The sequence below is a fragment of the Stenotrophomonas pictorum JCM 9942 genome (assembly GCF_001310775.1).
In the GTDB taxonomy this organism is placed as follows: Bacteria; Pseudomonadota; Gammaproteobacteria; order Xanthomonadales; family Xanthomonadaceae; genus Stenotrophomonas; species Stenotrophomonas pictorum.
Genome location: NZ_BAZI01000001.1, coordinates 32,992 through 54,484 on the forward strand (window position 1 = coordinate 32,992; position 21,493 = coordinate 54,484).

Genomic DNA, 21,493 nt, shown 5'->3' on the forward strand with positions numbered 1-21,493 from the left:
ATGCGTTCTTCCGTAGGTTGAGTGGAGCTGCTGCGTTGCCGGCCATGGCGTAGGGTGGGGACTGTCAGGACTGGGAAAGCGTGACCAGCCGGCTGGCGATCTGCTCCAGCGGCAGCATCTCCTCCGCTGCGCCCAGACGTACCGCGCTGCCGGGCATCCCCCAGACAACGCTGGTGGCCTCATCCTGCACAAGTGTGGGTGCGCCGGCCTGTTTCAGCTCCAGCAGCCCCCGCGCGCCATCGTCGCCCATCCCCGTAAGAATCGCGCCGATGGCATTGGCACCTGCGGCCAGCGCGACGGAGCGGAACAGGACATCGACTGCCGGTTTATGCCGGTTGACCGGAGCGGAATCATCGATCCGGCAGCGCCAGCGCGCACCGTCGCGGATGATGCGCAGATGCCGTCCGCCCGGTGGAAGATAGGCGTGGCCCGGCAGGATGGCTTCGCCGTCGGTCGCTTCGCGCACCGACATGGCCGAATGCCGGTCCAGGCGTTCGGCGAAGGCCCTGCTGAAACTGGCGGGAATATGCTGTGTTATCACTATCGCCGGTGCGTCGGCAGGCATGCCTTCAAGCACCACCCGCAGCGCTTCGGTTCCACCGGCCGAGGCGCCGATTGCGATCAGCCGGTCGGTGGTGCGAAAACGGGTGGGCGCCGGGACAGTGCTTTGTGCGGACAGGCGACGGTTTCCGGGGTGCGCACCGATTGCCCGCACGCGCGAACGCGCCGCCGCTCTTACCTTTTCGCACAGCTCGTCCGCGTAGCTTTCCAGTCCGCGCGCGACGTCGAGTTTGGGCTTGGCGATGAAATCCACGGCACCCAGCGCCAGCGCCTGCAGGGTGGTGTCGGCACCACGCTCGGTCAGCGAGGAAACCATCACCACCGGCAGCGGATGCAGCCGCATCAGGTTTTCCAGAAATGCCAGTCCATCCATGCGCGGCATTTCCACATCCAGGGTCAACACGTCCGGATTCAGGCGCTTGATCTTCTCGCGGGCGAGCAGCGGGTCGGCGGCGGTGCCGACCACTTCAATGCCAGGATCGCGTGCGAGGATTTCCGACAGGAGCTGGCGCACCAGCGCCGAGTCGTCGACGATCAACACGCGGCAGGGAGGCTGCAGCGTCATTCGAACAACTCCACGCCACCACTGACCGGCGTGCGCGAGAGCTGCGCGCGGACGGCCGATTCGGTTGCGGCAACGGCGGCGGCATCATCATGGGCATGTGGCAGACGTTGCACCACCACCCGGCCGGTGATGGGAAAGAACCAGATCTTGCGCGGATGGATGCCGCACAGATCCTCGGCGATGACCGGAATCTTCTCGGCCAGCAGGTACTGGCGGACGAACTCGGCATTGCGGGTGCCCACCGGGTTGCTGGTGAATCCCTTGAGCACGTTGCGCCGCCGAAGACCTTGGCTTCCAGCCGCTTGCGGTTGGCGCCGCGCTTGAGCAGATCGTTGATCAGCAGTTCCATCGCATAGCTGCCGTAGCGCGCAGGAGCTCCGTCGCTTACGGTGCCGTCGGGCAGCAGGAAGTGGTTCATGCCGCCAATACCGAGAATGGGATCGCGGATGCAGGCGGCCACGCACGAACCCAGCGTCGTCGTCAGTGCGGTGTCGTCATCGACCACCAGGTATTGGGTAGGCAGCAGTTTGGCGGCAATCGTCTGGAAACGACTGTCGCGGTAGCGCATCACGCCGTCGTCGTGGCGGGTGCTGGACTTCATGCACGGGTTCCTTTCGCGCGCCGGTACAGGGTGCGACCGCACGGCTGGATCAGATCCGCGGCGTGCAGGTAGTTCTCCGAGTGGCCGGTGTACAGCAATCCATCTTCGGCAAGATGCGGCACCAGTCGCGACAGGATCGCCCGCTGCGTCGGCTTGTCGAAATAGATCATCACGTTGCGACAGAACAGCGCCTCGAACGGTCCGCCCACGTCATAGCGCGGGGTCAGCAGATTCAGGGGGCGGAAATCGATCAGTGCGCGCAGCGCCGGCACCACCCGGCATTTGCTTCATGGGGACCGGTGCCCCGCTGGAAGTAGCGCTTCTTCACTGCAGGCTCCAGCGCGGCGATACGCTCGATCGGATACACGCCCTGCGCGGCGGTCGCCAGCACCTGCGTGTCCACATCCGTTGCGAGGATGCGCACCGGCGGCGTCAGGCTGCCGAACGCCTCGCAGGCGGTGATGGCGATCGAATAGGGTTCCTCACCGGTGGACGCCGCACAGGACCAGATATTCAAGGGTGCGTGAGCGGCGCGTTCGCGCAGCTCGTCGTGCAAACGCTCGAAGTGATGCGGTTCGCGGAAGAACGAGGTGAGGTTGGTGGTCAGTGCGTTGGTGAACGCCTGCCACTCGTCGCCACCGTCCTGTTCGAGCTTGTCCAGATAGTCCTTGAAGTCCCGCAGGCCCAATACGCGCAGACGGCGGGACAGGCGGCCGTACACCATGTCGCGCTTTGCCGGTGCCAGCGCGATGCCGGCCCGCTGGTGGATCAGTTCGCACACGCGACGGAAATCCCGGTCGTCGAACTCGAAATCCCGGCCGGCGCTGGGGGAGTGAAGTGTCGTCATGATCCGGCGTCAGCTGGCCAGTGCGAGGGTGTGGGTGGCGTTCATCCGCGCGGATGGGCCGGCCTCTGCCGTCAAGCGGAATGCGGACACCGCCTCGTCCAGCAGCAGCGCCTGTTCCTCCATCGAGCGCGCGGCGGCGGTGGCTTCCTCCACCAGGGCGGCGTTCTGCTGGGTGGTTTCATCCATCTGCACCACGGTCTGGTTGACCTGCTCGATACCGGCGGACTGTTCCTGCGAGGCGGCGGAGATCTCGGCCATGATGTCGGTCACGCGCTGCACGCTGCTGACAATCTCGCCCATGGTGGCGCCGGCCTGGTGCACCAGCGTCGAGCCTTCGGACACCTTCTCGACGGAATCATCGATCAGCCCCTTGATCTCCTTGGCGGCACCGGCCGAGCGTTGTGCCAGGGTGCGCACTTCACTGGCGACCACGGCGAAACCGCGGCCCTGCTCGCCGGCCCGCGCCGCCTCCACCGCGGCGTTGAGCGCCAGGATGTTGGTCTGGAAGGCGATGCCGTCGATCACCGAGATGATGTCGGCGATGCGCCTGGAGGAGGTCTCGATCCCGCTCATCGTGGTCACCACCTGATGAACCACCTGGCCCCCCTGCGAGGCGACCGACGCGGCGCCGATGGCGAGCTGGTTGGCCTGGCGGGCGTGCTCGGCGTTCTGGCGCACCGTGGAGGTCAGTTCCTCCATCGAAGCGGCGGTTTCTTCCAGATTGGCGGCCTGCTGCTCGGTGCGCTGCGACAGGTCCTGGTTGCCGGTGGCGATCTCCGAGGCGGCCAGGTTGATGCTGGACGCGGCGTTCTGGATGCGGCCGACAATGCCTGCGAGCTGGTCGACGGTGGCATTGGCATCGTCACGTATCCGGGCGAACACGCCATTGAACTTGCCGTCCATGCGTACGGTCAGGTCGCCCTGGGCGATGGCGCGCAGCAGATCCGATATCCGGGTCAGATTGTGGTCGCTGACCTGCATCATGGCGTTGAGGCTTTCCACCATTTCGCGGAAGTCATGTTCGAAGCGGCTTTCGTCGCCACGCTGGCTGAAGTCGCCGGCGGCGGCCGCGCTACCCAGGCGCTTGATCTCGCCATTGATGGCGGCCAGGTTCTGCTTGATCGTCGCCATGGTTTCGGTGATGACACGCTTCTGGCCCGGCAGCAGCGGCATGTCCGGACTCAGGTCGCCAATGGCGTAGCGCTGGGCGATGGCGATGACCTGCATGTTCACGTCGATATGGCTTGCGACCAGCGTGTTGGTCTCGGCGACCATCACCCCGTAGCTGCCCGGGAAGGCACTGGCGTCGATGCGGTGGCCGATGGCGCCGGCATCGTGCTGGCGGGCCATTTCATTCTGGGCATCGATCACCGCGCGCAACTGGTCCTGCATGCGCCGCATGCTGTCTAGCAGCTGGCCAGTCTCATCGCGGGTGGCTGCGGCAATGGTGTTGTCCATGCGGCCCTGGGCGATGGCGTTGGCAACAGCGGTGGCGTTGCGCAGGGGCAGCACGATACGGTTGCCGATGATCCAGCTCAGCGCCACGACCAGCAGCACCAGAAAACCACCCGCCACGGTCATGATCGCGGTGAACCTCAGTGCCTGCGACTGCACATCGTCCATGTACACACCGCTGGAAACGATCCAGTTCCACGGCTTGTACATGCCGGCGTAGGCGAGTTTTTCCACCGGCTCTTCGTGACCGGGTTTGGCCCATGTGTAGCCGACATAGCCACCGCCGCGTTTGGCCGCCTCCACCTGTTCGAAGTAGACGGCCACCCCGTCCTCGCTGCGGAAGTCCTTCATCGGCTTGCCGAGCAGATCCTTGCGGAAAGGATGCATCAGGACCGTGTAATCGGTGGAATAGATGTTGAAGTAGTTGACGTCGCCATCCGAGCGCATGGCCTGCACTGCGGCGATGGCCTGCTCCTGCGCGTCGGCCAGTGGCACGCTGCCGTTCTCGGCGAGCTGGGCATAGTGGTCCAGCACGCCGTAGCTCAGCTCCACCTGCGTGCGCAGCGTGTCCTTGCGTGTTTCATACAGGTCCACGTACTGCATGCGTGCGGCGATCACCGACAGGGCAATGACGCCCAGTACGATCAGTACGGTGAGCAGGTTCAGCTTGCCGCGTACGGAGATGTTGCTGATGTAACTCGACCAGAGACGATAGATATTCATTGACAGGAGGTTGTGGGCAGCAGGGCGTAAGCGGGATACCTGTGTATCGGCGCTGTCAAGGAAAAGTTGAGCGTCATCAAAGCAAAACCCCGGCGTTTGCCGGGGTTTTGGGTGGATCAGAACTCCTGCCAGTCCGAGTCGGCCAGTTCGGCCACTGCGGTTCTGGGGCTGGCGCTGCGGCGCCGTGGCGTGGGTTCCGGGGCAGGGGCCGGCTTGCGCGGCACAGGTTGGGCAGCGGCGATGGTGGACGGCGCGCGGGTCTCCAGCTGGCTTTCCTCCAGCTGGAACACCGACACCACGTCGGCCAGGTGGCCGGCCTGTTCTTCCATCGAGCGTGCCGCAGCGGTGGCTTCTTCCACCAGCGCAGCGTTCTGCTGGGTGGTTTCATCCATCTGCACGACGGTCTGGTTGACCTGCTCGATGCCGGCCGACTGCTCCTGCGAAGCGGCGGAGATCTCGGCCATGATATCGGTCACGCGCTGTACCGAGGCCACGATCTCGCCCATGGTGGAGCCGGCCTTGCGCACCAGAGCCGAACCATCGGAAACCTTGCTTACCGATTCGTCGATCAGCGTCTTGATTTCCTTGGCCGCAGCGGCCGAACGCTGTGCCAGCGTACGCACTTCCGACGCCACGACCGCAAAGCCGCGACCCTGCTCACCGGCACGTGCAGCTTCCACCGCCGCGTTCAGGGCCAGGATATTGGTCTGGAACGCGATGCCGTCGATGACCGAGAGGATCTCGGCGATCTTCTTCGAGGACTGCTCGATCTGGCTCATGGTGGTCACCACCTGGCCGACCACCTCACCGCCTTGCGAGGCGACCGATGCCGCACCGATGGCCAACTGGTTGGCCTGACGGGCCGACTCGGCGTTCTGGCGTACCGTGGAGGTCAGTTCCTCCATCGAGGCGGCGGTTTCTTCCAGATTGGCGGCCTGCTGCTCGGTACGCTGGGACAGGTCGTTGTTGCCGCTGGCAATCTCGGTGGCCGCCGAGTTGATCGAGGCCGACGACTGCTTGATGCGGCTGACGATACCTGACAGCTGCTCGGTGGTGGCATTGGCGTCGTCACGCATGGTGGCGAACACACCCTGGAAATCGCCATGCATGCGAACAGTCAGATCGCCTTGCGACAGGCCCGACAACAAGCTGGAAATCTGCTCCAGGCTGCTGGCGTTGGCATCGAGCAGGCTGTTCAACTGGCTGGCCAGCTGCAGGAAGAAGCCGTCCTTGTCGGTGGTGCCGATACGGCCACTCAGGTCGCCGGCGGCCGCCGCTTCGATCACGCTGGCCACTTCCTTTTCCACCATGGCTTCGGTGGTGCGGTCACGCCACTCCACGACATGACCCACGGCGACGCATCATTGTCGCGGATGACCGAGACGGTCTGGGCGAAATGGGCATTGCCGAAAGTGAGGTCGCGTTTGATGACACCGGTCTTGTCGAGTGTGCCCAGGACATTGCTGCTGATTTCACCGCCGGGTTCCAGCTCGGTGACGAGCTTGCCCATCAGCGGCGTGGCGGTGTTGTAGTGCGGCAACGCATGGGAAAGGTCTTCCACATAGCGGTCCATGGTTTCCTGCACCGCACGGTTGGCATAGACGATTTCCAGCTTCGGGTTGGTCAGATAGACGCCGGTCGAGGAATAGTCCAGCGCGGTGCGGATGCGCAGGTTCTCATTGGCGATGATCTGATCACGTTCGATCCGTTCGCGCAGGTCGCGTTGCATGCGCTGCATGGCACGCAGCAGGTCGCCGACTTCGTCTGCGCGCCGGGTATCGATAATGCCGTCGAGTTTGCCGTTGGCGATTTCATCGGCGGCGTTCACCGCACTGCGCATCGAGCCGACCAGCGAGCGGGCGAACAGCCACGCCAGCAGCAGGCCGGCACCGATGCCGATCACGACGGTGGCCATGGTCATCGCCGTCGAGGACGTATAGGTGGCGGCGGCTTGCTCACTGGCTGCCTGGGCACTGGCATTCGAGTCGTTTGACAGTGCTCCCAGCGAGGCGGTGGTTTTACGGTGCAGGAGACGCGTATCGCTGACGAAGGTGTCGACGGCATCGTCCGGCAGATCCAGATCCAGCAATTCGGTCACCGAGTCGTAGGACGCTTTGGTGGCGTTCCAGTCGGTGACAAAGGTGTCGAACAGCTTGCGCCGTTCCGGCGTGTCGATCTGTTTGGAATAGCTGGCGATGGTTTCGTCGATCTGTCCGCGCAGCTCGGTGGCGCGGGTTTTTGCATCGGCTTTCACATCGTCACTGGCGCGGACTAGGCCCTGATAGAAAGCGTTGCGGTACTCGCCGACCTTGCTGGACAACTCACCGATGGTGCGCAGGCCAGTCATGCGCCTTTCAACCAGATCGGTGGTGACGTTGTCCAGTGAATTAAGGCCGCGATAGGCGACGATGCCCTGGACCAGCATCAAGAGCAGGACGATGCCGAAGGTGAGCATCAGCTTCGGCATCAATTTGAGGGATTGGATCCACTGCATGAGTGTGAGATCTCCGGTGACAAACGCTGCCGAGGTGGCAGAAAGGCGATGCCGCCAGCCATCGGCATGATGGCTGGCGGGATATGCGGTTTACTTGATGTTTGCCAGCTTCAAGCCCGATGGTGCGGTGACCTCGATCTCGGCGCGTGAGGCGTCGCGCTGGATCTTGCCGATCACGCAGACGGTCTTGCCTTCCAGCGATTCCAGCGGGAAACCAAATTTCCCGCGGTTGGCACCGGCGATGCGGGCGGAGAAGGTGTGGCGCGGGAACGCGCCGCCCATGTGCAGGAACGTCGGCTGGCCTTCGGAACCTTCCGCGTAGCGGGCTTTTTCCACTTTTCCGCAGACCATGCCGTCCTTGCCGGCAAAGCGCGCGGCGTTTTCCGGCGGAATCATCTCCGCGGTGTCGGCGGCGGCATTGAACGAGGCGGTGGCCAGAACAGCAGCCGTGAGCAGCGGGGTCAGATGCTTGTACATCGGTATCTCCGGGATGGCGTGTTGGGGTTCCGCGGGGAGGCGGACATGATGTCGCTATCGGCCGCGAGAGCCGGTGCTTGAGGGATGTGCTTGGAAATGCGATGCAATTCGCAGTTTCAGGCGGACGCTTCTTCCAGGGCGGTGGTCTGGCCGAGGTCGGTGATGTCCAGCAGGGTCTCGATATCCAGCAGGATCAGCATCTTGTCGTCGTGCGTACCGATGCCGGAAATGACCCGTGTGTCGACGGCAGCGCCGAACTCGGGGGTCGGGCGGATCTGGTCGCCGGTCAGCGGAATCACGTCCGAGACGCTGTCCACCACGATGCCGACCACCCGGTCTTCGACGTTGAGCACTATCATCACGGTGAAGGCGTCGTAGCGGGCCTCGTCCAGGCGCAGTTTCAGGCGCAGGTCGATCACCGGGACGATGGTGCCGCGCAGATTGATCACGCCTTTGATGTAGTGGGGGGCATCGGGCACGCGCGTGACCGAATCGTAGCCGCGGATTTCCTGCACTTTCAGGATATCCACGCCGTAGTGCTCGTTGCCGAGAGTGAAGCTGAGGTATTCACCGCCAGTGCTGGCGGCGAGCGTGCGGGTGTCGTTCATGGCGGTTCCTGGTCTTGGCGTCGAGCCGGTGCGGAGCTGGGTACAGCTCCGGTATCGGCGTTTGCCGCCAGGACTTTAGGTCCCGCGCCTCAGAAGTCGCCGTTCAGGCGGGCCTTGCGCTCGCGGTCCACGCGGAAGATGTAGCGCTGGATCATCGCGTCGGCGCCGCGCGGCAGGTCATCAAAGCGCAGTCCGACGCGCAGCTGCTCGCTGCCGTTGGGCTGTTTCTGCAGCCGCTGGTTGCATACGATCAGTGTGACGGGAATGGGCGGCGTGTCGGGCAGCCGGAGTTCGCAGCCGCGATAGCGCTGCTGCAGTTGCAGTGGCACGGTGTCCGCGGGGAACAGCAGGGCGATGCCACCGGCGCTGATATCGACCACCCGCCAGGCGCGTGGTTCCTCATCGCCGGTGATGGGCAGGGTGCAGTGCGGGGAATCGCCAATTGGCGTTTCCAGCCGATAGAAGTCGCGGCGCTGCAGGTGGTGGATCTCGTCCGGTACCTCGACGCGGAACGCGGTCCGGCCGTGCTCCTCGATGCGTTCCAGCTGTGGCAGACGGAAGCGCACGGTGACCTTGTCCACCAGGGCGAAGCACAGCAGGTAGCCCGCATTGGCGGCATCGCGGTTGACTGCCGCCAGCGGGCTGCCGTCGAGCAGCAGGGTGTCGCCGTCCAGCTCCAGCACGGCTGTCGGGAATCCGTTCTCGCGCCCCTCCGGGTGGGCCGTCACCGTGGCGCGCTGGTCGATCAGGGCCTGCAGCAGGAGCTGGATCTGGCGCGGATTGCGGACAATGTATTTGTCGTCGGCATAGAGATTGCCGTCGAAGGAGGGAGTGCTGGCGGTGGTCTGTACAAGCTCGGACATGATCGGGAAGCAAGTAGGCCAAGGGCTGCAGGAGACGCTATCTATAGCGCCAAACTGTGATATCGGCCACTTTTCCCATTGCTTTAGCCCGGTCCGTAACGCGTCCCGGGCCGATCTGCGGCCGTGGAGGTGCCGGGGCACCTCCACGACGGTGCATCAGAACTCGCTCCAGTCCTGGCCGCTTGTGATCGCAGAACGAGGCGCTGATGGGGCTTTCGCGCGCAGCACCGGCCGTGCGCGTGCCGCATCGCTCGGTATTTTGCTCGCAACCTTGGCGACCTTTGCCACGGGAGCTGGCACGGTCGTTGACAGCTGGAACAGCGCAACGGCCTTGCTGAGTGCGTTGGCCTGATCTTCCATCGCGCGGGCGGCGGCGGTGGCTTCTTCCACCAGCGCGGCGTTCTGCTGGGTGGTCTCGTCCATCTGTACCACGGTCTGGTTGACCTGCTCGATGCCGCCGACTGCTCCTGCGAGGCGGACGAGATCTCGGCCATGATGTCGGTCACACGCTGAACGCTGCCGACGATCTCGTCCATGGTGGCGCCGGCCTGGCGCACCAGTGCGGAGCCTTCGGACACCTTTTCCACGGAGTCGTCGATCAGGCTTTTGATCTCCTTGGCCGCTGCGGCCGAGCGCTGGGCCAAACCACGTACTTCTGAGGCCACCACGGCAAAGCCGCGACCCTGTTCGCCCGCGCGAGCGGCTTCGACCGCGGCGTTCAGTGCCAGGATATTGGTCTGGAAGGCGATGCCGTCGATCACCGAGATGATGTCGGCGATCCTCTTCGACGACTGTTCGATCGCCGTCATGGTGGTGACTACCTGGGTAACCACCTTGCCTCCTTGCGAGGCGACACCATGGGCGCCGATGGCCAACTGGTTGGCCTGACGTGCGTGTTCGGCATTCTGGCGGACGGTGGAGGTCAGCTCCTCCATCGAGGCGGCGGTTTCTTCCAGATTGGCGGCCTGCTGCTCGGTGCGCTGCGACAGATCCTGGTTGCCGCTAGCGATTTCATGGGCGGCAAGATTGATGCCCGATGCTGCGCCCTGGATATCGCCGATGATCGTGGTCAGCTGCGCGATGGTGGTGTTGGCATCGTCACGGATCTGCGCGAACACGCCATGGAAGTCGCCGTGCATGCGCTGGGTCAGATCGCCGCTGGACAACGCTGTCAGTACCCTCGAGACCTGGCCGATGCTGCCGTTGAAGGTTTCCAGCAAGCCATTGAGCTGATCTGAAAGCTGCAGCAGGAACCCTTCCTTGCCTTCCAGTCCGATGCGTTTTGACAGGTCGCCGCGCGCGGCGGCTTCCACGATGTGGCTGACTTCCCGTTCGACCCGAACCTCCTCGGTCCGGTCGGCCCACTCCACGACAAAGCCGAGCAGGGTGCCTTCGGCGTCGCGGACCGTTGATGATCTGTCGCAGCACGTGGTCGCCGAGCGAGATCTGTCCACGGTGGGTGCCACGCAGCTCACCCAGTACGTGCCGTTGATGTGCTGGCTTCTTGTGGAAGCTGTCGATATTGGCGCCGATGAGTGTTGTGGTGTTGAATGCAGGCAGGTCGCGGCGGATATCGTGTTCGGCCTTTTCCAGCATCTGGAACAGTGACCGGTTGGCATAGAGGATGTTGAGGTCCGCATCGGAGATCATGATGTTGGTGGTGACATCATCCAGTGCGGTACGGATGCGCAGGTTCTCGGTGGCCAACGCCTGGTCGCGCTCATTGCGCGAGCGCAGCTGCACAACCATGTGGCCGATGTCGGCATGGATCCGCCCAATCTCGTCACACGCTTCAGGCAGGGGACGCACTGAAAGATCGCCTTCGGCAACTGCGCGAACGGCCCTGGATGCGGCGGACAGCGGACCAAGTATCGAGCGGGCGATATACAGGCACGGCAGCAGGGCGGAAAGCATGACCAGCGTGCAGGCAATAATCAGCGCACGGGTGAAGCTCCAGGCGCGGGCTTCAATATCATCGGTGTATTCACCGCTGCCGATGATCCAGCCCCAGCGTTTGTGCAGGCCGACATAGGAGATTTTCTGCACGGCGGCATCGGTGCCGGGCTTGGGCCAGGTGTAATCGAGGAAGCCACCGCCGCTGACGCGGCCCAGACGGGCCATCTCAACGAAGATCTTTTTGCCATCGGCACTTGTCGAGTTGCTGAGGTCTGTGCCGTTCAGTGCCTTCTGGTGGGGGTGCATCAGCATGGTGGGATGCAGGTCATTGACCCAGACGTAATCGCTGCCGTTGGCGCTGCGCAGCGATTCAAGTGCGGACAGGGCCAGGTGCTGCGCTTGGTCTTCACTCAGCTCGCCTGCTTCGGCGCGGTCAGCGTAACGGTTTGCCAACGCCAGCGCCGCTTCCACCCGGGTATGCAGTGTGTTGCGCTCGTTCTGGATCAGCTCGGAGTGGTTGCGCTGTGCGGTGACAACGCACAGCGTGACGATGCCGACAGCCAGTACCGCGAGCATCAGCATGAACTTCTTTTTCAAAGGTAGATTGCGGAACGCACGGAGCAACAGACTTGACTTCATGGCGGATGCACTTGAGTCGAAAGAAGGGGCGGCGGGGAACGTTGGTTCCTCGCGGAACGCTCCCCAGCGCCCTGATATCGGCAGGGCGCCGGGTTTCTGCAGTGATATCCACCGTGCTGGCGTTCTGCGCGCGGTTCTCAGCCACTTTCTTACGCGAGGTTCCTGTCCTGGCTGATCCGGTTGGAGCAAGGCTGGCTGCTGCGGGGTCAGTTCCTTGTTGGTTTCCCGATATCGGTTGCAACGAGGACCATCACGCTCAGCAAAGACCCAAGCCCCCCGTCTGGCGGGGCTACGGTGTCGTTCAGAACTCCTGCCAGTTGCCGGCGTCGATCATTGCCTGCTCTGCGCGCACGGTTTTGCGAAGTGCTGGCTTGATCGGAGCTCTGGTTGTCGCGCGGGATGCTTTTGCCGTCAGCTTGCTACCTGCTGGTGCTATTCCATTCGTGGCATGACGCTGTCGAGCCGGAACAGCGCGACCGTCTGGCTCAGGGCGCTGGCCTGTTCTTCCATCGCGCGGGCGGCGGCGGTGGCTTCTTCCACCAGCGCGGCGTTCTGCTGGGTGCTTTCATCCATCTGCATCACGGTCTGGCTGACCTGCTCGATGCCGGCCGACTGCTCCTGCGAGGCGGCGGAGATCTCGGCCATGATGTCGGTCACGCGTTGTACGCTGCCGACGATTTCACCCATCGTGGTGCCGGCCTGGTGCACCAGTGCGGAGCCTTCGGACACTTTCTCCACCGAGTCATCGATCAGGGTCTTGATCTCCTTGGCGGCCGCGGCCGAACGCTGTGCCAAGGTGCGCACTTCCGAGGCGACCACGGCGAAACCGCGGCCCTGTTCGCCAGCACGCGCCGCTTCCACCGCGGCGTTGAGCGCCAGGATGTTGGTCTGGAAAGCGATGCCGTCGATCACCGTGATGATGTCGGCGATCTTCTTCGACGACTGCTCGATCGCGGTCATGGTGGTGACCATCTGCAGGGCGACTTCACCCCCCTGGGACGCGATGGTATGCGCGCCGATCGCCAGCTGGTTGGCCTGACGGGCATGCTCGGCGTTCTGGCGGACGGTGGAGGTCAGTTCCTCCATCGAGGCGGCGGTTTCCTCCAGATTGGCGGCCTGCTGCTCGGTACGCTGCGACAGGTCCTGGTTGCCGGTGGCGATCTCGCTGGCGGCGAGGTTGATGCTGCCTGCGGCTCCCTGGATACGGCTGACGATATCGGTCAGTTTTTCCACTGTGATATTGGCGTCGTCGCGCATCTGCGCGAATACCCCTTGGAAATCCCCCTGCATGCGCTGGGTCAGGTCGCCTTCGGCAATGGCCTGCAGCAGCACCGACAGGGAGTGCAGGTTGGCATCGGAGCGGGCCATCAGCTGGTTCAGGTCCGACACCATGTCGCGGAAGCCGAACTGGAAGCGCGATTCGTCGCCGCGTGCGGAGAAATCGCCGCGCACCGCCGCCTGGCTCAAGGTGCCGATCTCGTTGCTGATGGCCAGCAGGTTGGCCTTGACCGTATCCATGGTCTGGGTGAGCACCGCCTTCTCGCCGGGCAAGCGCAGGAAGTTTTCGCTCAGGTCGCCAATGGCATAGCGCCCCATCAGCGCGCTGACCGCGTTGGCCGCATCGATATGACTGCCGACCAGGGCGTTGAGTTCGGCCACCATCAGCCCGTAGTCGCCGGGGAAACGGTTGTGGTCGATGCGGAAGCTGATCTGGCCCTCGTCGTGAAGTGTGGCCATCTCGCGCTGGGCGGTGATGACCGCGCGCAACTGGTTCTGCATCTCGTCCATGCTCTGCAGCAGCTGGCCGGATTCATCGCGGGCCTCAATCAGGATCCGGTTGTCGAGCTGGCCGCGGGCGATGGCGTGTGCGACCTGGCTGGCATTGCGCAGTGGACTGACGATGGAGCGGGCGATTGCCCAACCCAGCAGTACGGCCAGCAGTACCAGTGCCGTCATCACGACCAGCGTGACAATCACGGTGTTGCGATAGATGGCGCTGGTCTCATCGATCTGCTGGTTGAGATGCTTGATGTTGTAGTCCGACAGCTCCTTGACCGCACCGAACAGGGCGTAGCGCGCCGGATTCGACTCTGTGGTCGAGATCAGTTCCGCCGCATCATGGTCGCGCTCATCCAAGGCCGCAGCCAGACGTTCATGGGCAGCGAAATAGGCTACCCGTGCGGCGATGACGCGGTCGTAGATCGCACGCTCGTTGGTACTGGATTCGCTGGGAATCGCGTCATAGGCCTTCTCGGCGTTCTCGATGACGCTGCGGGCGCTGGCCAGTTGCGCGATGAAACGGTCGGCCTCCTGCGGATCGTTCCTGCGGGCGATGCGGGCCAGCTCGAAGGTGCGGAACTCGCCCAGCGAGGCGCGCATTTCGCCCAGATGTTCCACCGCCGGCATCCAGTTGTCGCGGATCGCCTCCAGCTGCGTGTTCAGTGCGGACAGGCGCATCAAAGACAACACGCCCAGGGCGATGGTCATCAGCGTCGTTACGGTGAATGCCACTGCCAGCTTTCGGGCAATGGGAAGGTCAAGGAACCACTTCATGGGAATCGGGTGCTCGTATCGGAACAGGGGAGGGGGCCGAGGCTGCTGGGGAGGCGGCTTCGTCGTTGCCTGGACTGATAGCGACTTGGGACGGTGTCGCTTGAGTAAAAGACGCTTTTGGATGGTCCGAAATGTCTATGCAAAATAATCACTTGCGTGAATGCGCGGCGACATGAGGGGCCTGTTTCTGAAGTAAAAAGCCCCCGCCCGAAGGGGCGAGGGCTGCAAGCGCGACGAACACGGCTGCGGCGGGTTTCAGAATTCCTGCCAGCTGTCCTCGTTGCTGGAGGGAAGCGGGAGTGGACGTGTATTGGCGGTCATCGCGCGCGGCTGCCGTGCCGGTTTCAGTGCGGGAATCGCCGGGGCACGGTGCACGTGTGCCATCGCCGCGGGGGCAGCGGTGGCATCCAAACGGAATACCGCCACAGCAGCGGCCAGCAACCGGGCCTGTTCCTCCATCGCGCGCGCGGCGGCGGTGGCTTCCTCCACCAGCGCGGCGTTCTGCTGGGTGGTTTCGTCCATCTGCATCACCGTCTGGTTGACCTGCTCGATGCCTGCGCTTTGCTCCTGCGAGGCGGCGGAAATCTCGGCCATGATGTCGGTCACGCGCTGCACCGAAGAGACGATCTCGCCCATGGTGGTGCCGGCCTGGCGGACGAGCTTGCTGCCGCCGGTCACATTCTGCACAGATGCATCGATCAGCTCCTTGATCTCCTTGGCAGCCGCGGCCGAACGCTGGGCCAGGGTACGCACTTCACTGGCGACCACGGCGAAACCGCGGCCCTGTTCGCCGGCGCGCGCCGCTTCCACCGCCGCGTTGAGCGCCAGGATGTTGGTCTGGAAGGCGATGCCATCGATCACCGAGATGATGTCGGCGATCTTCTTCGATGAACCCTCGATGGCATCCATCGTGGCCACCACCTGGCCGACCACTTCACCGCCCTGTGAGGCGACGGTGTGCGCGCCGATGGCCAGCTGGTTGGCCTGGCGGGCCGATTCGGCGTTCTGGCGCACGGTGGAGGTCAACTCCTCCATCGAGGCGGCGGTTTCCTCCAGGTTGGCGGCCTGTTGCTCGGTCCGCTGCGACAGGTCCTGGTTGCCGGTGGCGATCTCGCCGGCGGCCTGGTTGATGCTCGATGCCGCGTGCTGGATGCGGCCGACAATGCCGGTCAACTGCGAGACCGTGGCATTGGCGTCGTCGCGCATGGTGGCGAACACACCATGGAATTGGCCGTGCATCCGCGCGCTCAGGTCGCCACTGGCGATGGCCTGCAGCAGTCGGGAGACTTCCAGCAGGTTGTCATCGGTGGTTTCCATCAGGCTGTTCAGGCCGGCCACCATGTCACGGAAATCGTGCTGGTAGGCGTCCAGATCGCCGCGCTGTTTGAAGTCGCCGACGGCCGCGGCCGAGGCCAGGCGCTTGATCTCGCTGTTGATGGCGGCCAGGTTCTGCTTGATCGTCGCCATGGTGTCGGTGATGACACGCTTCTCGCCTGGCAACACCGGCATATCCGGCGTCAGGTCGCCGATGGCATAGCGCTGGACGATCCCGATGGCCTGCATTTTCACGTTGATATGGTTGGTGACCAGATTGTTGGTCTCGGCCACCATCACCCTGTAGTCGCCAGGGAAGGCATCGGCGTCGATGCGGTAGCTGATGCTGCCGCCATCGTGCTGGCGTGACATTTCAACCTGTGCATCGATCACCGCCCGCAGCTGGGCCTGCATGCGCTGCATCGCGCTGAGCAGCTTGCCCACTTCGTCCTGCCGCGAGCTGTCGATGCTTCCTTCGAGTTTGCCGGCGGCCACATCGTTGGCGACGCGGACGGCATCACCCAGGGGCCGTACGATGGCACGCACAATCAGCATGCCCAACCCGGCTGACAACAGTGCCAGTGCAATGATCGACAGCACGATGGCCATGCTGCTACGGCTGTGGCTGCGGTTGGCGTTGGCGATCTGGCTGTCGAGGGTGGCGACGCTGTACTCGTTCAAGGCCTTCAAGGCATCGAACAGTACCCGGCGTTTGGGGCGGGACTGCTCGTCGGAGACCGCCTGCGCGCTGACCGGATCACCGCTGGCCAGGGCCTGTTCGATCAGGCGGTGCGCGGCGAAATAGTCTTCCAGCGCGGAAGCGACCTTGGCGTACAGGGCTTTTTCCTGGCTGTCGCTGTGGAGCGCTTCATAGCGGGTCTTGAGTTTGGCGACAGCATCTTCGATCTCGGACATGCGGCGGTCGTAGTCGGCGACCGCCTCGGGCTCGTTCAGACGGGTGAGCTGGGCGATCTCGAAGGTGCGGTACTCGCCCAGCTGGGAGCGGATTTCGCCCATGTATTGCACCGACGGCATGTCGCGGTTGCTGACGGCTTGCAGCTGGTTGTTGGCGGCATCCAGTCGCAACAGGGCAAAACCGCCCAGCACAATGGTGGTCAGTGTTGTCAGCGTGAATGCGATCGCAAGTTTCCGTGCGATCGTGAGGTTGCGAAAGAACTCCATTACAGACTCTCCGAATCGACTACAGGTAGGGCATGCCCGCCAGAAGCGCCAGATCGGGCACAACGGGGGAGAGAAAAGGTGTTCGAAAGCGCGTTCTTTGCCCGGTGGCAGCCGGGCTGATACGGGTAGCGGCGCGCGCGGAATTTCCTGAAGTGCGGCCGCGAAAGGGCGTTGCGAAGGCGCCGGCTGCCGCCCAGGACCGCGCGGTGGCGCGGCGGTCAGGGTTTTTGCGGTGGTCAGAAATGCAGCTGTGCGCGCAGGCTCAGCAGATGCGGGTCGACGTGGGACCCAGCCCGCCGGGCGTCGGCACGGACGTAGTTGCCCTGGAACTTCAGGTTCGGCCCCAGGTACCAGTTGGCACCCAGCGTCCAGCTTCTGGCGCGACCGCCGGCGATGCCGGCGTCGTCCAGATCAAGGTGATCGCGGCGCAGCAGCAGTTCGACTGCGCCATGGCGATGGCCCGGTTTGGGGTTGCCGACATTGCCGGCGGAGTACGGACGGGATTCGCCGGTCACCAGCCAGCTGGCGCTGGCATAGCCGCCATACCCGCGGTAGTCCGGAAGGCCGCTGCCGCGCCGGGCCGTCTGTTGCTGGTATTCGCCCTGCAGCGACCACGGCCCGTTGATCCACAGCGCTTCAATCCCCCGACGCTGCAATTGCTGGATGTCCCGCAGTGCCCGAGTCGACCAGCCGGTCGGTGGTCAGCGCTGAACCGGCACGCGCCCGCCAACGGGCGGTGGGTGCGCGGTACTGGTCGCGTCCGTCGACTTCGCCTTCCGGGGATTCCTTCGAGGCGGACACGCCCAGGTGGAGAACGTTTCCCGATGCCTTCCAGGGTGTCCATGCCAACCGCGCCGCAGCGGTGTCGCCCCGGTTGTTGCCCTGCAGATCGGAGCCGAAGTAGTACCCGGCGTTGAGGATGTACAGAGGCTGCTCGTATGCCCAGTCCACACCGGTGCGGCGGCTTTCATAGAACGCCTGGGTCGGCAGCGAGGCTTCGATGTAGCTGCCGGCACGTGATGCGGTCGCCCCCTCGAATCCCACTGCCATCTTGCTCTGGCCCAGACGCAGTTTGCCCAGGTCCCGACCGAACAGTGCCTTGGTCTCCAGGCGCAGCGCCACATCCAGCCAGGTCTTTGACTGGAAGTCGTAGCCGACAGTGACGTCATAGCGGCCGGCGCGCTTGTAGCCGATGCCGAACTCCTTTCGGCGCCAACCGGTGTCGTCATGCAGCACGGCACCGGCATGTCCGCTTCCCGAGAAATCGGCGGCGTCGTAGGCGACGTTGCCGGTCAGCGTCAGCTCGTCGCCGCTGGCGGTTTTCAGCCGGGGGGGCCATGTCTGGGTCTGGGCCGCGGCGGGCAGGGTCACGCACAACAGCAGGCAGGGCAGGGCGATACGTTTCATGCGGATCCACGGCAGGGAAAATGCACAAGAAGAAGCGCCATGACCGGAAGATCATGGCGCTGCGGATGGAACGGGGATGATCAGCCGTGGCTCAGGCGGCTTGCTGCATGCGCAGCGAGCGGACCAGTCCGCCGATATCGACAATCAACGCCACGCGTCCATCGCCGAGGATGGTGGCGCCGGAGACGCCGGCGATGCGGCGATAGTTGTTCTCGATGTTCTTGACCACCACCTGTTGCTGGCCGACCAGTTCATCCACTTCCAGTGCGATCTTCTGGCCATCGCCCTCGACCACGACCACCAGCGGATCGGCATTGGTCCGGCCGCTGTAGCCATAGTGCTCACTCAGCGACAGGATTGGCAGGTACTCGCCCCGCACGCGCAGCACACGGCCTTCGCCGGCCATGGTGCGGATGTCATCGGCCTGGGGCTGCAGCGCTTCGAGCACGTAGGCCAGTGGCAGGATCAGGGTTTCACCGGCCACCGACACGGTCATGCCGTCGAGGATGGCCAGGGTCAGCGGCAGCCGGATCAGCACACGGGTGCCGGCGCCGGTATTGCTTTCCAGCTGCACTTCGCCGCCCAGCGCCTGGATATTGCGGCGGACCACGTCCATGCCCACACCGCGTCCGGACAGCTCGGTCACCGCATCGGCGGTGGAGAAGCCGGGCTGGAAGATCAGATCCCAGACCTGCGGATCGGTCGGGTTGTCGGGCACGTTGAGGCCGCGCTCGTAGGCTTTTTCCAGAATCTTGGCGCGGTTCAGGCCGCGGCCGTCGTCGCTGACTTCGATCACGATATGGCCGCCCTGATGCGAGGCCGCCAGGGTGATCGTGCCGGTCTCGTCCTTGCCGGCGGCGCGACGCACGTCGGGCATTTCCAGACCATGGTCGATCGAGTTGCGCACCAGATGGACCAGCGGATCGGCGATCTTCTCGATCAGCCCCTTGTCCAGTTCGGTGCCTTCGCCGATCGTGCGCAGGCGGACCTGCTTGCCCAGTCGCGAGGACAGGTCACGGACCAGTCGCGGGAAGCGGCGGAACACGGCGTCCACCGGCAGCATACGCACGCTGATGACGGCTTCCTGCAGGTCGCGGGTGTTGCGTTCGAGCAGGTCCAGCCCGGCGAACAGCTGTTCGGCGTGGACCGGATCCAGGCCGCCGGACACCTGCTTGAGCATGGCCTGGGTGATGACCAGCTCGCCGACCAGGTTGATCAGCGCATCGACCTTGTCCACGCTGACACGGATCGAGCTTTCGGCTTCGTGGCTGTTGCCGCTGGGGGTGGCCGCGGCGGCCGGTGAACGCGCCGGCTCGGCGACAGCACCGTTCTCGGCAGCCGGCATCGCCAGACTCGGCGGTGCGGCCGGACGGATATCCAGCTCGCAGTCGTCCACCACCCAGGCGAAGGTGTCTTCGATCTTGCTGCGTGGCACCTTGCCGATCAGGCCCAGATCCCAGGCCAGGTAGGCTTCCAGCGGATCGAGCTGGTTGAAGCCGGGCAGGCGCTCCACGCGCGCGGCCACCTGCAACGAGCCCAGGGTCTCCAGTTCGCGGATGATGCGCAGCGGGTCGTTGCCGCTCATGAACAGTGACGGCGCCGGGGTGAAGCCGATCTGCCAGCCGTCCGGGGTTTCGTCTTCGGTTTTGGCGGCGGCCACCGGGGCGGCCTGGCCGGAAAGCACGGCCTGCAGACGGGCAGTCACGGCCTGCACGGCCTGCGGATCGGCCGGCTGGCCATGCTCCACTTCCCGCAGCAGCGCGCGCAGCACATCCACCGAGGTCAACATCGCATCGATGGCGGCCGGTTCCAGTGCCCGCTTGCCGGCACGCAGCTCGTCCAGCAGCGTTTCCAGCACATGGGTCAGATTGGCCATGGCGTCGAAGCCGAACGTCCCGGCGCCCCCTTTGATCGAGTGGGCGGCGCGGAACACCGAGTTGATGATCTCCGGATCCAGTTGCCCGCCTTCCAGCGCCAGCAGGCCAGCTTCCATTGCGTCCAGTCCTTCGCGGCTTTCTTCGAAGAAAGTGGCGTGGAAACGTTGCAGGTCCATGCTCATCAGCGGGTTCCGTGGTGGGGGGCGGGGAGGGCGATCAGCCCAGGACTTTCTGGACGGTGGCGACGAGCTGTTCGGGGTTGAACGGCTTCACCAGCCAGCCGGTAGCGCCGGCGGCCTTGCCTTCGGACTTCTTGTCGGCCGCCGATTCGGTGGTAAGCATCAGCATCGGGGTGAACTTGTAGTCGGCCAGCTGGCGCAACTCGCGGATCAGCGAGATGCCGTCCATGTTGGGCATGTTCACGTCGGTCACCACCGCGTTGAAGCGCTGGCCTTTGGCGCGGCCCAGGGCCACGGCGCCGTCTTCGGCCTCCTCGACGGAATAGCCGGCCGAAGTGAGGGCGAAAGAGACCATCTGGCGCATCGACGCCGAATCGTCCACCACCAAGATACGTGCGCTCATGCGGCGTTCTCCACAGATTTCAGTTGATCAGAGGTTGCTTCCAGCCCGAAGGTCTGGAGGACGCCGAGCAGTCGCGCGGCGTCGAGGAAGGTGTTGGTGCCGTTGTCGAAGACGGTGCTGTGGCCTGCCTGGCGGCGGGCGATCACAAAGGCGCACAGCACCTGCACGGCCGCGGTGTGGATGCGGCCGACCTGGCTGGCATCCACGCGCAGCTCGCCGGTCTGTTCCAGATAGGGGGCAAGCTGTTGTTTCAAATCGCTGCTGGTCTCGATGCCGAGATCCTGTGCCAGTGCCACTGTGCTCATCATTGCTCCGGACGAACGTTACTAGGGCAATTAGCGGCCGCTTCTGGCGCATCTTTAGCGCTGTCGCCGCGCCGGATGGCCGGCAGGGCAGCGGCGCCGGGGTCAGTGCAGCAGCTGCGCGGCATCCAGCAGGATCATCGGTTGCCGGCCAAGGCGGGCCACGCCACGGAACAGCGCGTTGGAAATCTGGCAGATGCGCGCGGTATCGGGTGGCTCGATCTGGGAGTCGGTCAGGTTGGCCACGTCCTCCACCGCCGACACGCGCAGTCCCAAGGTGTCGCCGTTCTCTTCCAGCACCACGATGCGGGTCTGGCTGTCCTCGATGATCGGTGCAAAGCCCAGGTGCAGGCCCAGATCAATCACCGGAACCACCTGGCCGCGCAGGTTCATGATGCCCAGCATCGAGGGCGCGGTGCCGCGCAGACCGAGCAGCGGCACCGGCAGGACCACTTCCTGGACCTTGAGCAGTTCCAGCGCATAGGTCTGGCCGCCGCAGCGCAACCGCAGCCAGCGCGAGGTGCGCTCGCTGGCACGGCGCTGGCGT

General features: G+C 64.3%; 13 protein-coding genes and 5 pseudogenes. All 18 read right to left on the reverse strand.

Annotated elements, in window-relative coordinates; all coding sequences use genetic code 11:
* Positions 1–64 precede the first annotated feature (64 nt).
* On the reverse strand, positions 65–1,126 hold the full coding sequence (locus JCM9942_RS00125) for a protein-glutamate methylesterase/protein-glutamine glutaminase (RefSeq protein WP_054656743.1): 1,062 nt from the start codon (positions 1,124–1,126) through the stop codon (positions 65–67).
* Positions 1,123–1,727 (reverse strand): annotated as a pseudogene (gene cheD / locus JCM9942_RS20560) (chemoreceptor glutamine deamidase CheD). Before cheD ends, JCM9942_RS00125 begins: the two are co-directional and overlap by 4 nt.
* Positions 1,724–2,574 (reverse strand): annotated as a pseudogene (locus JCM9942_RS00135) (CheR family methyltransferase). The pseudogenes cheD and JCM9942_RS00135 overlap by 4 nt, the downstream one beginning before the upstream one ends.
* Before the next feature lie 9 nt (positions 2,575–2,583).
* On the reverse strand, positions 2,584–4,752 hold the full coding sequence (locus JCM9942_RS00140) for a methyl-accepting chemotaxis protein (RefSeq protein WP_054656744.1): 2,169 nt from the start codon (positions 4,750–4,752) through the stop codon (positions 2,584–2,586).
* Between the two features lie 116 nt (positions 4,753–4,868).
* A pseudogene (locus JCM9942_RS19750) lies at positions 4,869–7,246 on the reverse strand (methyl-accepting chemotaxis protein).
* Between the two features lie 90 nt (positions 7,247–7,336).
* Entirely contained in the window at positions 7,337–7,723 is a 387-nt protein-coding gene (locus tag JCM9942_RS00150; protein WP_054656745.1) for a hypothetical protein, read from the reverse strand.
* Positions 7,724–7,839: 116 nt separating this feature from the next.
* Positions 7,840–8,331, reverse strand: coding sequence for a chemotaxis protein CheW (locus tag JCM9942_RS00155; protein ID WP_054656746.1), 492 nt, complete (start codon positions 8,329–8,331; stop codon positions 7,840–7,842).
* An 89-nt stretch (positions 8,332–8,420) separates the two neighbouring features.
* On the reverse strand, positions 8,421–9,194 hold the full coding sequence (locus JCM9942_RS00160; protein WP_054656747.1) for a flagellar brake protein: 774 nt from the start codon (positions 9,192–9,194) through the stop codon (positions 8,421–8,423).
* A gap of 156 nt (positions 9,195–9,350) precedes the next feature.
* Positions 9,351–11,129, reverse strand: a pseudogene (locus JCM9942_RS19755) (methyl-accepting chemotaxis protein); the annotation flags it as partial.
* 18 nt (positions 11,130–11,147) lie between these two features.
* Positions 11,148–11,729: pseudogene (locus tag JCM9942_RS19760) on the reverse strand (cache domain-containing protein); the annotation flags it as partial.
* A gap of 432 nt (positions 11,730–12,161) precedes the next feature.
* The gene (locus tag JCM9942_RS00180; protein WP_083468341.1) at positions 12,162–14,282 is read right to left on the reverse strand and encodes a methyl-accepting chemotaxis protein; all 2,121 of its coding nucleotides are present in this window, start codon (positions 14,280–14,282) and stop codon (positions 12,162–12,164) included.
* Positions 14,283–14,537: 255 nt separating this feature from the next.
* Complete coding sequence (locus tag JCM9942_RS00185; protein WP_054656751.1) at positions 14,538–16,778, reverse strand: methyl-accepting chemotaxis protein; 2,241 nt, start codon at positions 16,776–16,778, stop codon at positions 14,538–14,540.
* A gap of 236 nt (positions 16,779–17,014) precedes the next feature.
* Complete coding sequence (locus JCM9942_RS18575; RefSeq protein ID WP_157722725.1) at positions 17,015–17,434, reverse strand: porin; 420 nt, start codon at positions 17,432–17,434, stop codon at positions 17,015–17,017.
* Positions 17,415–18,185, reverse strand: a complete 771-nt coding sequence (locus JCM9942_RS00190; RefSeq protein ID WP_089153114.1) for a porin — start codon at positions 18,183–18,185, stop codon at positions 17,415–17,417. The genes JCM9942_RS18575 and JCM9942_RS00190 overlap by 20 nt, the downstream gene beginning before the upstream one ends.
* A gap of 91 nt (positions 18,186–18,276) precedes the next feature.
* Entirely contained in the window at positions 18,277–20,244 is a 1,968-nt protein-coding gene (locus JCM9942_RS00195; protein ID WP_054656752.1) for a chemotaxis protein CheA, read from the reverse strand.
* A gap of 34 nt (positions 20,245–20,278) precedes the next feature.
* Entirely contained in the window at positions 20,279–20,644 is a 366-nt protein-coding gene (locus JCM9942_RS00200) for a response regulator (RefSeq protein ID WP_054656753.1), read from the reverse strand.
* Entirely contained in the window at positions 20,641–20,949 is a 309-nt protein-coding gene (locus JCM9942_RS00205; RefSeq protein WP_054656754.1) for an STAS domain-containing protein, read from the reverse strand. Before JCM9942_RS00205 ends, JCM9942_RS00200 begins: the two co-directional genes overlap by 4 nt.
* Positions 20,950–21,051: 102 nt before the next feature.
* A partial coding sequence (locus JCM9942_RS00210) for a chemotaxis protein CheW (protein WP_172675014.1) occupies positions 21,052–21,493 on the reverse strand: 442 nt, incomplete at its 5' end.

What these genes read in the sequence shown, in the direction of transcription:
- JCM9942_RS00125 (WP_054656743.1), bottom strand. Translation starts at nt 1,126, where the DNA reads ATGACGCTGCAGCCTCCCTGCCGCGTGTTGATCGTCGACGACTCGGCG.
- JCM9942_RS00140 (WP_054656744.1), bottom strand. Translation starts at nt 4,752, where the DNA reads ATGAATATCTATCGTCTCTGGTCGAGTTACATCAGCAACATCTCCGTA.
- JCM9942_RS00150 (WP_054656745.1), bottom strand. Translation starts at nt 7,723, where the DNA reads ATGTACAAGCATCTGACCCCGCTGCTCACGGCTGCTGTTCTGGCCACC.
- JCM9942_RS00155 (WP_054656746.1), bottom strand. Translation starts at nt 8,331, where the DNA reads ATGAACGACACCCGCACGCTCGCCGCCAGCACTGGCGGTGAATACCTC.
- JCM9942_RS00160 (WP_054656747.1), bottom strand. Translation starts at nt 9,194, where the DNA reads ATGTCCGAGCTTGTACAGACCACCGCCAGCACTCCCTCCTTCGACGGC.
- JCM9942_RS00180 (WP_083468341.1), bottom strand. Translation starts at nt 14,282, where the DNA reads ATGAAGTGGTTCCTTGACCTTCCCATTGCCCGAAAGCTGGCAGTGGCA.
- JCM9942_RS00185 (WP_054656751.1), bottom strand. Translation starts at nt 16,778, where the DNA reads ATGGAGTTCTTTCGCAACCTCACGATCGCACGGAAACTTGCGATCGCA.
- JCM9942_RS00190 (WP_089153114.1), bottom strand. Translation starts at nt 18,185, where the DNA reads ATGAAACGTATCGCCCTGCCCTGCCTGCTGTTGTGCGTGACCCTGCCC.
- JCM9942_RS00195 (WP_054656752.1), bottom strand. Translation starts at nt 20,244, where the DNA reads ATGAGCATGGACCTGCAACGTTTCCACGCCACTTTCTTCGAAGAAAGC.
- JCM9942_RS00200 (WP_054656753.1), bottom strand. Translation starts at nt 20,644, where the DNA reads ATGAGCGCACGTATCTTGGTGGTGGACGATTCGGCGTCGATGCGCCAG.
- JCM9942_RS00205 (WP_054656754.1), bottom strand. Translation starts at nt 20,949, where the DNA reads ATGAGCACAGTGGCACTGGCACAGGATCTCGGCATCGAGACCAGCAGC.